Consider the following 12,244-nt stretch of genomic DNA (forward strand, 5'->3'; position numbering starts at 1 on the left):
GGCACCACTCTGCGTCGGCGCCCCGGACGTCACCACGTCCTTCACTCTGCCTCCATGTTTTTCGGCCCCGTGCTGAACTTAGGGTCGGCTGAGAGCGCCGGAACCGCCCGGCGAAGCCACCAACGGCAGCGGCGCACCGACGCCACGCTCGATGCCCTCGAGCATGTGCTTACCGATCACGTCGTCGGCAGGCAATGGGATCGGGTACTTCCCATCGAAACATGCCATGCACAGACGCTTGCGGGGCTGCTCGGTGGCGGCCACCAGCTCGTCGAGCGAGACGTAACCGAGCGAGTCGGCGCCGATCGACGCCCGGACACCCTCGGTGTCGAGACCGTTGGCGATGAGCTCGGCCTTGCTCGCGAAGTCGATCCCGTAGAAACAGGGCCACTTCACCGGCGGCGACGAGATGCGCACGTGCACCTCGATCGCGCCGGCCTCACGCAGCATCCGCACCAACGCCCGCTGGGTATTGCCCCGGACGATCGAGTCGTCGACGACGACCAGGCGCTTGCCGCGGATGACGTCACGCAGCGGGTTGAGCTTGAGCCGGATGCCGAGCTGCCGGATCGTCTGGGAGGGCTGGATGAACGTCCGGCCGACGTAGGAGTTCTTGACCAGGCCGATGCCGTAGGGGATGCCGCTGGCCTGGGCGTAACCGACCGCGGCCGGGGTGCCGGACTCGGGCACCGGGATGACCAGGTCGGCCTCGACCGGGCTCTGCGCGGCCAGCCGCCGGCCGATCTCCACGCGGGTGGCGTGCACGCCCCGACCGGCGATCGTGGTGTCGGGCCGGGCCAGGTAGACGTACTCGAAGATGCAGCCCTTCGGCTCCGGCATCGCGAACCGCTCGGAGCGCAGGCCGTCCTCGTCGATGGCGATCAGCTCACCAGGCTCGACCTCACGGACCATGCTGGCGCCGCAGATGTCCAGGGCGGCGGTCTCGCTGGCCACCACCCAGCCCCGCTCGAGCCGGCCCAGCACCAGCGGCCGGACGCCCTGCGGGTCACGGGCGGCGTAGAGCGTGTGCTCGTCCATGAAGACGAAGCTGAACGCGCCGCGCAGCGTCGGCAGCACCTCCAGCGCCGACTGCATCAGCGACCGGTCGGGGTCGGCCGCGAGCAGCGACGTCACCAGCGAGGTGTCGTTGGTGCTCACCGGGCCCTGCGAGCCGATGCCGGTCGCGGCGACCGCGCGGGCGAGTTCACCGGTGTTGACCAGGTTGCCGTTGTGCGCGAGCGCGACCGACGTGCCGGCGCTCGTGGACCGCAGCGTCGGCTGGGCGTTCTCCCACGTCGACCCGCCGGTCGTCGAGTACCTCGCATGACCGATCGCGAGGTGGCCCTGGAGGCTGGCCAGCGTCGATTCGTCGAAGACCTGGGACACCAGCCCCAGCTCCTTGTAGACGACGACGCCGGTGCCGGCGCTCACCGCGATACCGGCGGCCTCCTGGCCGCGGTGCTGCAGTGCGTAGAGCCCGTAGTACGTCAGCTTCGCGACGTCCTCTCCGGGAGCCCACACACCGAAGACCCCACAGGCGTCCTGGGGGCCGGTATCTGAGGGGTCGAGTTCGTGCGTCAGTTTGCCGTCACCACGGAGCACGCCGCCCAGTCTAGGCCCTGTTCTCCGAAACGCCCGCCGCCGCCGGGAGACCCGAGGGGTCGGTGGGGTTGCGCGGTGTGGTTCACTCTCTGTCGTGACCGCGACCTCGTACCCCGCTCCGCTGCCGGCGACCGCCGGCCGTTGCGGCGTGTCCTCGCGTGGTCACGTTTACGACGAGTGTTGTCGCTGACGACCGCCCGGCCCGCGTGCAGTCCGTACCGGACGCTGCAGGCTTCTTCCCTTTTCGCGGAGACGGATTCGTCGTGCTCGACTTCCCTGAGCCCTACCTGCTCGCACCCTCGTCGCTGACCCCGACCGCCCTGCGTGAGCGGGCCGAGGCGCTACTTGCTGTTACCGACGCCACAGTGTTTTCCGCGCTGGCCCCCGGCGACGCCGTCGAGTTGCGCGGCAACTTCCTCTACGACGCCTGGCTGGTTCGCCTCGGCCCCGACGCCGCCAGCGACCTGCACGCTCACTCGCACGGGTTCGGAACCGTGGCGGTGGTTTCCGGTGCGCTGCGCGAGACCAGGGCCACGGTCGACGGGCTCGACGAGCGCGTGGTGACGAGCGGAGAAACGGTCGCGACCCGCCCCGGCGACACCCACCGGCTGACCGTGGAGGGAGACGGCGCGGTCGCGGTCTACCTGGCGTCGCCGCCCAAGCGCACCGCGCCGCGGATCGTCTCGTCGGCTACACCAGTGGCAGCCATTCGCTGAGATCGGCGCGGGAGCCGCTCGCCGACACCTTCCCGGCCGCGACCACCTCGGCCCAGCTCTTCCGGCCGGTCCCGAGCGCGACCCACGTCTCCGGGTCGGTCTCGACGACGTTCGGCGGGGTGCCCCGAGTGTGCCGCGGCCCCTCGATGACCTGCACGGCACCGTACGGCGGTACGCGTACCTCCACCGTCCGGCCGGGGGCGCGCTTGGCCAGCACCCCCAGGAGATGACGTACCGCGTTGCGGAGCACCAGCGGCGCGGGTTTCTCGCCCGCGTCCAGCGACGCGGCCGCCGCAGCCACCGCTTCCGGATCCTCGACCACCTTCGCCACGCCAAGAACGTATCGCTCACGGTCCGGACGGCCGAGGCAGCCAGGTCCGAGCGGTCGGAGCTTCCGCGTGCGAGTCGGGCAAAACGGCGAGAAGTTAGGTATCGGATACGTCAGCAAGGCATAGTGGTCGGTCGAAGAACCCGACCAGCGGGAGACAGTGGTGCGGTACGCAAGGCGGCTTGGCGTTCTGCTGTTAGCTGCTCTGGCGACGGCGAGCCTGGTGTTCCTCCCCGCGGCCCCGGCCTCCGCCGGCGACCCGGCCGACCTGCGTCTGGAAGTGCGCCAGGGCAACCTGGCCAGCCAGTCCGGTGGGCAGCCCGCCTCACTCGTCTTCGCGGTCACCAACGACGGCCCGTCCACCGCCGACGCGTTCAACGCCAACGTCGTCATCCCGTTCGGCGACCGCGGCGTCTACCTGGCCAGCAGCAGCCCGAGCTGCAACCAGACCGGCGGGCCCACCGTGCTCTCCTGCCCGGTGGACTCCCTCGAAGTCGGCCAGACCACGGTGTTCACGCTGGTCATCGGCGCTCCCCCGGTCGGGTCCCTGCAGCAGACCGAGGCGATCAGCGCCCCCGGTTCGATCACGATCGACGCCGGCGGCGACGACCCGAACAACGCCAACGACAGCAGCCAGTTCACGCTGAACCTCACCGGGGCGCCGCCCGCGGTCACCAACATCACCGGCTCGGTCGCCGACGGCAGCACGACCCAGCCGATCGTCGGGGCCAGCGTCGTCGCCCGTGACGTGAACGGCGCCACCTGCGTCTCCACCACCGACTCGGCCGGCGCCTTCAACTGCACGCCGGCCCAGCCGCTGGCCGGTGGGCAGGTCACGATCGAGGCGACGATGGCCGGCTACCAGGTCAGTCGCACCACCGTGCAGCCGCAGAACGGCACGATCAGCGGCGTCCAGCTCGCGCTCAACCCGACGGTGGCCAGCGCCAGCCCGACACCGTCGGTGGCGCCCAGCAGCGCCGCACCGGTGCCGAGCGCGGCCCCGCAGGCCATCAAGAAGGACGACGGGTTCCCCTGGGACACCGTGGTTCTCGTGCTCGGCATCGTGCTGGCACTCGGCGGCCTCGGAGCGCTGGGCTGGTGGGTCTACAAGCGCAACGACAAGGACCCCGACGGCCCCGGCGGCGGCACGAGTGACCTCCCCGACCTGGTGGCCGCCGAGTCGATCATGCCGACGATGCCGATGCGGGTGCCGAACGCGCTGTCGGAGACGACGGTGGCCAACGAGTTGCCCGGTAACGAGCCCACCGCGGCGTGGGGAGCGCCGCCGGCCGACGGCACGTGGGTGAATCGCTCGACCGAGCCGATCCCGGTCTCGGGGGTGCCGGGCGGCTGGTCCGGCGCCGACGCCGGTCGGAGCTCGGCGGGTGCCGAGCGCACCGCCGAGTGGCCGACGATCGACCCCACCTCGGACGCGCCGGTGTCCGCGGATCCGGTGTCGGGAACGCCCGCCTCGGCCCTTCCAGCCCCGGGGATGCCCGTTTCGGGGATGCCTGCTTCTGGGGTGCCGATCTCTGGTTCGTCCGGGCGAGTTGCGCCGAGTGATCCGACCACCGCGTGGCCGACGATGAACGACGGTGGATGGGCCGGGGCGCCGTACACCCGGGCGGCCGGGCCGCTCGGCGACCAGTACGCGTCGGCTCTTCCGGCCGAGGCCCCTGGAACACCCTCCGGCCCGCCTGCGGTCGGCACGGGCAGCGACCAGTCCTGGGGTACACCGGGCCGCCCGGCCTACGGCGCTTCCGAGTACGGCGCCAACGAGTACGGCTCTCCCGGCTACGGCGCGCCTGGCTCGCCTGACTTCGGCGTGGCCGGCTATCCCAACGCTGAGCCTTCGCGCTCGCCCCTGGCCGGCTGGGACACCCCTCCCGCCCCCATGTCAGCCCCGCCGATGCCGATGTCGGCCCCGCCGATGCCCATGTCCGGGGCCGCGATGTCCGGGCAACCGATGTCCGGGCCTCCGATGCCGATGTCCGGCCCGCCCCACCCCGCCTACCCGATGCCCAGCCACCCCGGCGCAGCTTCGATGGGCGCGGGCCAGCTGGGCGCGGGCCAGCTGGGCCCCGGTCAGATGGCGCCCGGCCAGATGGGCCCCGGTCAGATCGGGCCGGGTCAGACGGGTCAGTGGCCCGGGCAGGCCTTCCCCGCTTCGGCGCCGCCCGCCCCGGGCTACCCGAACTCGGCACCTCCGAACTACCCGACCTACCCCGCATCAGCCCCACCGGCCCCGAACTACCCGATGTCCGGCCCCCCGATGCCGGGCCAGCCGATGTCCGGGCCCCCAATGCCAGGCCAGCCCATGTCCGGGCCCCCAATGCCAGGCCAGCCCATGTCCGGGCCCCCAATGCCAGGCCAACCGATGTCCGGCCCGCCCATGCCGATGTCCGGCCCGCCCATGCCGATGTCCGGGCCGCCCGCCCCGGGGCAACCCATGTCCGCGCCTCCAGCCGGCTACAACGGCGCCGCCCCGTACGGCAGCTACCCGCCCCCGCCGAGCTATGGCCCCCCGGCCAACTACGGCCCCCCGCCGAACTACGGCGCGCCGGCCAACGCCACCCCGCCGGGGACCTATCCCACTCCGCCGGGGACTTACGGCGCCCCGGAAGGGACTTACGCCGCCCCGCAAGGGACCTACGGCGCCGCGCCGGGGGCCTACACCACCCCGCCGGCCACTCACGGCGCTCCGCAGAACACCTACGGCCCCCCGCCGCAGTGGCAGCAGCCTCAACCGGGCTACCCGGCGAACCCACCCCAGCCCCAGTACGACCAGCCGTACGGCAACTACCCCCCGCCGCCCAGCGACCCCCCGCAACACCAGAACGATCAGCCGTACTACCCACCGCAACGCTGAGAACAAGACCGGCCGCCGGGGATCACCCCCGGCGGCCGGTTTCGTTCACGGCACTGGATCAGCCGAACAGCGCCGGCAACGTCCCCGTCCACGCCGCCCGCAGCTCATCCAGCGGAATCGTGAACTGACCCTGCACCTCGAGCGCCCCGCCGACCTTGTCGACGACCCCGATCCGGTTCCACGGCAGCCCACGCATCGTGCACATGTCGGTGAACCGCAGTTCCTCGGTGCGCGGCACCGACACGAGCACCCGCCCGGCCGACTCGGAGAACAGCCACACGAACGGGTCAGCACCTTCCGGCAGCACGACCCGCGCCCCGACGCCGTACCGCAGCGTCGCCTCGGTCAGCACCTGCGCGAGCCCGCCGTCCGACAGGTCGTGCGCGGCCGACAGCATCCCGTCCCGCGACCCGGCGATCAGGATCTCGCCGAGCAGCTTCTCCCGCGCCAGGTCGACGCGAGGCGGAACCCCACCCAGGTGACCGTGCAGAGCCCACGCCCACTCCGACCCGGACAGCTCCTCCTCGGTCGACCCGAGCAGGATCAGCGACTCACCGTCGTCCTGGAAGCCGATCGGGGTGCGCCGGGCGACGTCGTCGAACACACCCAGCACACCGATCACCGGCGTGGGGTGGATCGCCGTCGACCCGGTCTGGTTGTAGAAGCTGACGTTTCCACCGGTCACCGGGGTGCCGAGCGTCGCGCAGCCGTCGGCCAGACCGGTCACGGCCTGCTGGAACTGCCACATCACGCCGGGGTCCTCGGGGCTGCCGAAGTTGAGGCAGTTCGTGACGGCCAGCGGCGCCGCGCCGGTCGTCGCCACGTTCCGGTACGCCTCGGCCAGCGCGAGCTGGGCGCCGACGTACGGGTCGAGCTTGGCGTACCGGCCGTTGCCGTCGGTGGCCAGCGCGATGCCGCGACCGGTCTCCTCGTCGAGCCGGATCACGCCGGCGTCTTCGGGCTGGGCCAGCACGGTGTTGCCCTGGACGTACCGGTCGTACTGCTCGGTGACCCAGGTCTTGTCGGCCAGGTTGGGGCTCGCGACCAGCTTCAGCAGCGTCTCGCGGAGCTCTTCGCCGGTGCGCGGGCGCGGCAGCGTCTCGGCTCGGTCTGCGCGGACCAGCTCGAAGTCGGCCGGCTGCGCGATCGGGCGCTCGTAGACCGGCCCCTCGTCGGACAACGAGCGGGGCGGGACGTCCACCACGACCTCGTCGTGCCAGGTGATCACCAGGCGGTCGCCCTCGACGACCTCACCGATCGCGGTGGCGAGTACGCCCCACTTCTCGGCCAGCGCCAGCACCTCGTCGAGCTTTGACGGCTCGACGATCGCGAGCATGCGCTCCTGCGACTCGCTGGCGAGGATCTCGTGCGGCTCCATCGAGGCCTCGCGCAGCGGCACCCGTTCGAGCCAGACGTGCATGCCGACCTTGCCGGCCGCCGCGGTCTCGGTGGTGGCGCAGGTCAGGCCCGCGCCGCCGAGGTCCTGGATGCCGACGACGAGCTTGCGGTCGAACATCTCGATGCAGGACTCGATCAGCAGCTTCTCGGCGAACGGGTCGCCGACCTGAACCGCGGGGCGCCGGGCCTCCGAGCCCTCGTCGAACGTGGCGCTGGCCAGCACCGACACCCCGCCGATGCCGTCGCGGCCGGTCTTCGCGCCGAGCAGGACCACCACGTTGCCCAAACCGCGGGCGGCCGACAGCTGGATGCGGTCGTGCGGCATGACGCCGACACAGAGCGCGTTGACCAGCGGGTTGCCCTGGTACGACGGGTCGAAGACGACCTCACCGCCGATGTTGGGCAGGCCGAGGCAGTTGCCGTAGCCGCCGACGCCGGCGACGATGCCGGGCAGCACCCGGGCGGTGTCGGGGTGGTCGGCCGCGCCGAAGCGCAGCGGGTCCATCACGGCGATCGGGCGGGCACCCATCGTGAGGATGTCGCGGACGATGCCGCCGACGCCGGTGGCCGCACCCTGGTAGGGCTCGACGAAGCTCGGGTGGTTGTGGCTCTCGACCTTGAACGTGACGGCGAGACCGTCGCCCACGTCCACCACGCCGGCGTTCTCGCCCATGCCGACCAGCAGGGCGTCGGTCTTGGGGGCCTTCTCGCCGAACTGGCGCAGGTGGACCTTGCTCGACTTGTAGGAGCAGTGCTCGCTCCACATGATCGAGTACATCGCGAGCTCGGTCTGGGTGGGGCGACGGCCGAGGATGTCGCGGATGCGGAGGTACTCGTCGTCCTTGAGGCCGAGCTCGAGGAAGGGTTGCTGCTCGTCGGGCGTGCCCGCGGCGTTCGACACCGTGTCGGTCATGCCGCCACCATCGCCCGGATCACGGAGGTGAAGAAGCCGAGACCGTCGGTGGACGGCCCGGTCAGCGCCTCGGTGGCGTGCTCGGGGTGCGGCATCAGGCCGACGACGTTCCCGGCCTCGTTCGTGATGCCCGCGATGTCACGCAGCGAGCCGTTCGGGTTCTCGCCGACGTACCGGGCGATCACGCGACCCTCGGCCTCGAGCGCGTCGAGCGTCTTCTCGTCGGCCATGTAGGCGCCCTCGCCGCTTTTGAGCGGGATGAGGATCTCTTCGCCCTGCTGGTAGTCCGACGTCCAGCGGGTGTTCGTGGACTCGATCCGCAGCACCTGGTCGCGGTTGCGGAAGTGCAGGTGGTGGTTGCGACGGAGCGCGCCGGGCAGCAGGTGCGACTCGCACAGCACCTGGAAGCCGTTGCAGATGCCGAGCACGGGGAGCCCGCCGCGAGCCGCGTCGACGACCGACGCCATCGCCGGGGCGAACCGGGCGATGGCGCCGCAACGCAGGTAGTCACCGTAGGAGAAGCCGCCGGGCAGGATCACCGCGTCGACGCCACGCAGGTCGGCGTCGGCGTGCCAGAGCGACACCGGCTCGCCGCCGGCCAGCTTGACCGCCCGCAACGCATCGCGGTCGTCGAGCGAGCCGGGGAAGGTGATCACCCCGATCCGAGCGGTCACTGGGCGACCTCGACACGGATTTCGAAGTCCTCGATCACCGGGTTGGCGAGCAGCGTCGCGGCAGCACGACGCACCTCCTCCAGGGCCTCTTCGGTCGCCTCTCCGGCGATCTCGACCTCGAAGCGCTTGCCCTGACGGACGCTGGCGATCGAGGAGAAGCCGAGGCTTGGCAGGGCGTTGGCGATGGCCTGCCCCTGCGGATCGAGGATCTCGGGCTTGGGCATGACATCGACGACGACGCGGGTCGACGCGGGCACGGAAACTCCTGGAGAAGGATGAACGGGATGCTGTGCTCTCAGGCCTGAGCCTACCGATCCCGTCGGACACTCTGACTGTGCCCGCCGCACGCACGCCCGGCGCTCGGCGTGCCACGCCGCGTGTTCCCGCCGGTCAAGCCGGTTCCACTGCACTTCCGCCGCAGTTTCCACAGGTTGTGGTCACAGGCCGAGCGCCGGTGCCAGCGCGGCGACGAAGCGGTCGGCGGCACCGGGCTCGACGTCGTCGTCGAACTGTCGCAGGAACGCGTGCTGGAAGCAGGCGCCGAGCAGCAGGGCCGCCAACGTCGGCGGATCGGCGTCGGCGCGGATCCGGCCGAGTTCCTGTTCGGCCGCCAGGTACGCGGTGAGGCTCTCGTTCGCCTTGTGGGGCCCGGAGCCGGCGCGGCGCAGCCCGACCCGATGGGCGTCGAGCACTTTGGGTTCGGCGAAGATCGAACCGGAGATCGGGAAGCTGTCGGTGTAGAACTCGATCGCCGCGGCGGCCACCGCGCGCAGGTTGTCCGCCACGGTCGCGTCGCCGGGGCGCAGTTGATCGACGATCGGCACGAACCGCGGCAGCCGTTCGGAGAGCACCCGGACGAAGAGTTCGGTCTTGTCGGTGAAGTGCTTGTAGAGCGTCGCCTCGGAGAACCCGGCGGCCCTGGCGATCTCCTTGGTGGTGGCGTGGGCGAGGCCGCGCTCGCGCATGACCGCGACGGCAGCGTCGAGGATCCGATCCCGGGTGCTCAGCGGACTCTCCCTTGACGACGGAGGACGTTCTCGTTCAGTCTAGGGTGGTAAGTACTTACTAACCCCCTCGGGAGGTCCCGTGAAGATCACCGTTCTCGGCGCGACCGGCGGCGTCGGCCGGCACGTCGTCACCCAGGCGCTGGCCGACGGCGATCAGGTCACCGCGGTGGTGCGCGATCCGTCCAAGCTGCCGACCCATCCCCGGCTGGACGTCGTCCGGACCGACGTCCTGGACCCGACCGCACTGGCCCCCCTGGTCGCGGGGCGGGACGCGGTCATCTCCAGCCTGGGCCACCGTGGCGGCGGGCCGCAGACGGTACTGGCCGACGGGGCGCGCTCGCTGGTCCGGGCGGCCACCGAGGTCGGCGTGCGTCGGGTGCTCGTCGTCAGCGCCAGCGGCGCGTACACCGAGAAGGACGACGACCTGGTGACGCGAGCACTGGCCAAGCCGCTGGTGCGGCTGTTCCTCCGCCACAACTTCACCGACACCGAACGCATGGAGCAGACGATCCGGGCCAGCGGCCTGGACTGGACGATCGTCCGGCCGCCGCGCTTGACCGACAAACCCCACACCGGCCGCTACCGCACCGGCTACCAGGGCGTGCGAGGCGGATACACCGTGCCCAGGACCGACGTCGCCGACGCCCTGTTGTCGCTGGTTGGCCAGGCGGAATCGATCGGCCGGGCGGTCACGGTCGCGTCCTGACCCGGGCGGCGGCCCAGAAGCCCGGTTCGGCGCGACACCGGCTGGGTCAAGAACTTGCCGCCGGTGAGGCTTCCCGCATCGAGCGCGCTCGTGCCCGGCGATCCATCGATACTGACGTTGACCAGGCTGTAGCTGCCGGGCGCGTTGTAGACCCCGACGCCGCCGCCCCCTCCGTTGCCGACGACGTCGTCACCGTCGCCGTCGCTGACGTTGTTCCGGCCGCCGTCGCCGCCACGGCCGCCGAAGCCGATGTTGAGCAGGTTCAGACTGCCGGCCTCGTTGACGATCCCGGCCCCTCCGTCACCGCCGTTCCCGACGACGTTGCCGCCATCGGCGGCGAACGCACCGGAGGCTCCCCACACCACCAATCCCGCTGACAGTGCGCCCACCTGGGCGCCGCGGGCGATCCAGCCGTTCATGGATTCTCCGTTCGACGCGGGCCGGCCGGGCGCTCCCGGCCGGCCCGCTGATGGGTCGTCTAGTGCTGGCTGAGCGCAGCCAGCCACGCGCCGCGGGCACCCAGGAGTTGGCGCACCTCGGCCGGAAGTTCGAGACCGGGCAGCGCGATCGGCATCCCCAGCGTGGCGGGCACGGTGGTGTGCACCGGTGCGTCGGTCGTGCCGCCGTGCCCCCCGTTGGCGACCGTGTTCCCGGAGCCAACGACCTCGTTGTTGTTCCCGCCCTGGCCGCCGGTGCCGCCCTGGCCGACGACCACGGGAGTGACCGCGGCGGAGGCGCCGGCGGCAGCCGACACGACCAGCCCCGCTGACAGGACACCCACGCACGTGCCGCGCTTGATCCAGCTGTGCACGATCAATTCCTTGGTCGAATTCGGCCGGTCAGATACGCCACGCATCGACACCACCGCCGTTGAACGAGTCGTCGATGTCGCCGTAGACGACATTGTTACTACCGCCGGATCCGGTCGTGACGTCGCCGCCGACCCGGCCGGTGAAGTTTCCGCCATTGAAGGAATTGTTCGTGTCACCGTGCACGAGATTGTCGTTCCCACCATTTCCGGTGGTGACGTCGCCGTAAACGGTGCCGGAGTAGTCGCCGCCGTTGAACGCGTTGTTCGAGTTGCCCCACACCTCGTTCCGGCTTCCACCGTCGCCGGTGACCACGTTCCCGTAGGTGGTGCCGGAGTAATCGCCGCCGTTGAACGCGTTGGTCGCGTCCCCGCCGACCTGGTTGTCGCTCCCGCCCCGCCCGGTCGTGACGTTCCCGCGGGTGGTGCCCGTGGCATTTCCACCGTTGAAGGCGTCGGTGACGCTCTGGCCGACCTGGTTGAAGTCGCCGCCACGGCCGGTCGTGACCGGCCCGGTGGAGTCGCCGACGTAGTTGCCGCCGTTGTACGAGCCGGCCACGCTGCCGGTGACGACGGCGCCGTCTCCACCGTTCCCCGTGGTCACGGGTCCGGCGACCGGCCCGTTGTAGCCGGCCCCGTTGAACGAGTTCTTCACGCTGCCGACCACCGTGGTGTTCGTCGCGCCGTCACCGGTCTTCAAGCTGCGCACGATCGGTGTCCGCGTTTGCGCCGGCTGACGCGTTTCGGCCGGCTGACGCGCTTCGACCGAGTGCCGACCGTGGGACTGCCGCTTGCCCGCGAGCCGGGTCGGCGCGGACCGTTCGTCGGCGTGCCGACCGTAGGACCCGTGGCAGTCCCGGCAGACCGACGGATGCGAAGACGAGGCCTTACCAGTAGACATCTCGTGCGCCTGTGCAGTGGAGGCACCGGCAGCGACAATTCCTGCCGCCAGTAGCCCGACGCCGGCACTTCGACGAACCCACGGCTTCACTCCGAACCAACTTTCCGTCAGGTAATTCGCTTTAAAGATGCGCCCGGCCGGGACCGAACTTCCCATGTTCGGACAGAACCTCTCAACCCCGTCCGACCACTTAAAAGAGTGCGAATAATGCTCTTTACCGATCCCCGGAAACACGGCGAAAGACTGTTCCGCACAAACGCTTCGAAGTGATTCCGGTAATGACGTCGGTTTGGGGGCGCCGCGCACGAAAAAAGCGCCCGCC

General features: G+C 70.9%; 11 protein-coding genes and 1 pseudogene. 3 read left to right on the forward strand and 9 right to left on the reverse strand.

From position 1 onward, the window contains the following. Positions 1-78: 78 nt before the first annotated feature. Entirely contained in the window at positions 79-1,602 is a 1,524-nt protein-coding gene (purF, locus tag ABD437_RS11510; protein WP_344648776.1) for an amidophosphoribosyltransferase, read from the reverse strand. A 263-nt stretch (positions 1,603-1,865) separates the two neighbouring features. Between purF and ABD437_RS11515 the strand changes: the two genes are divergently transcribed. Continuing rightward, positions 1,866-2,318 carry a cupin domain-containing protein gene (locus ABD437_RS11515; protein ID WP_344648777.1) on the forward strand — a complete coding sequence of 151 codons (453 nt, stop codon included), beginning with the start codon at positions 1,866-1,868 and terminating at the stop codon, positions 2,316-2,318. Here ABD437_RS11515 and ABD437_RS11520 read toward each other — a convergent pair. Continuing rightward, positions 2,293-2,649 (reverse strand): sterol carrier family protein, encoded by a 357-nt coding sequence (locus ABD437_RS11520; protein ID WP_425558136.1) that lies wholly within the window; start codon positions 2,647-2,649, stop codon positions 2,293-2,295. The two genes, ABD437_RS11515 and ABD437_RS11520, sit on opposite strands and share 26 nt — an antisense overlap. 220 nt (positions 2,650-2,869) lie before the next feature. Here ABD437_RS11520 and ABD437_RS11525 point away from each other — a divergent pair, with 220 nt between their 5' ends. Continuing rightward, on the forward strand, positions 2,870-5,515 hold the full coding sequence (locus ABD437_RS11525; RefSeq protein WP_344648778.1) for a carboxypeptidase regulatory-like domain-containing protein: 2,646 nt from the start codon (positions 2,870-2,872) through the stop codon (positions 5,513-5,515). Between the two features lie 61 nt (positions 5,516-5,576). On the opposite strand, the pseudogene purL reads toward ABD437_RS11525, so the two are convergent. From purL to ABD437_RS11545, 4 genes and pseudogenes are all read right to left on the reverse strand, one after another. Beyond that, positions 5,577-7,829, reverse strand: a pseudogene (purL, locus tag ABD437_RS11530) (phosphoribosylformylglycinamidine synthase subunit PurL); the annotation flags it as partial. Further along, complete coding sequence (gene purQ, locus ABD437_RS11535) at positions 7,823-8,500, reverse strand: phosphoribosylformylglycinamidine synthase subunit PurQ (protein ID WP_344648779.1); 678 nt, start codon at positions 8,498-8,500, stop codon at positions 7,823-7,825. The pseudogene purL and the gene purQ, both read right to left, overlap by 7 nt. Next, positions 8,497-8,757 (reverse strand): phosphoribosylformylglycinamidine synthase subunit PurS, encoded by a 261-nt coding sequence (gene purS, locus ABD437_RS11540; RefSeq protein ID WP_344648780.1) that lies wholly within the window; start codon positions 8,755-8,757, stop codon positions 8,497-8,499. The genes purQ and purS overlap by 4 nt, the downstream gene beginning before the upstream one ends. A gap of 180 nt (positions 8,758-8,937) precedes the next feature. Continuing rightward, entirely contained in the window at positions 8,938-9,507 is a 570-nt protein-coding gene (locus ABD437_RS11545; protein WP_344649028.1) for a TetR/AcrR family transcriptional regulator, read from the reverse strand. A 79-nt stretch (positions 9,508-9,586) separates the two neighbouring features. On the opposite strand from ABD437_RS11545, the gene ABD437_RS11550 reads away from it, so the two are divergent. Then, on the forward strand, positions 9,587-10,213 hold the full coding sequence (locus ABD437_RS11550; protein WP_344648781.1) for an NAD(P)-dependent oxidoreductase: 627 nt from the start codon (positions 9,587-9,589) through the stop codon (positions 10,211-10,213). On the opposite strand, the gene ABD437_RS11555 is transcribed toward ABD437_RS11550, so the two are convergent. From ABD437_RS11555 to ABD437_RS11565, 3 genes are all read right to left on the reverse strand, one after another. Continuing rightward, positions 10,099-10,632, reverse strand: a complete 534-nt coding sequence (locus ABD437_RS11555; protein WP_344648782.1) for a hypothetical protein — start codon at positions 10,630-10,632, stop codon at positions 10,099-10,101. The two genes, ABD437_RS11550 and ABD437_RS11555, sit on opposite strands and share 115 nt — an antisense overlap. 59 nt (positions 10,633-10,691) lie before the next feature. Continuing rightward, positions 10,692-11,024 carry a hypothetical protein gene (locus ABD437_RS11560; protein ID WP_344648783.1) on the reverse strand — a complete coding sequence of 111 codons (333 nt, stop codon included), beginning with the start codon at positions 11,022-11,024 and terminating at the stop codon, positions 10,692-10,694. Positions 11,025-11,052: 28 nt separating this feature from the next. Further along, positions 11,053-12,244: calcium-binding protein (locus ABD437_RS11565; RefSeq protein WP_425558137.1), on the reverse strand; the 1,192-nt coding region annotated here is incomplete at its 5' end.

It is taken from the genome of Cryptosporangium japonicum, assembly GCF_039524755.1.
Lineage (GTDB): Bacteria > Actinomycetota > Actinomycetes > Mycobacteriales > Cryptosporangiaceae > Cryptosporangium > Cryptosporangium japonicum.

Excerpts from the sequence above, each read along its gene's own strand:
- ABD437_RS11555 (WP_344648782.1), bottom strand. The coding sequence starts at position 10,632 with ATGAACGGCTGGATCGCCCGCGGCGCCCAGGTGGGCGCACTGTCAGCG.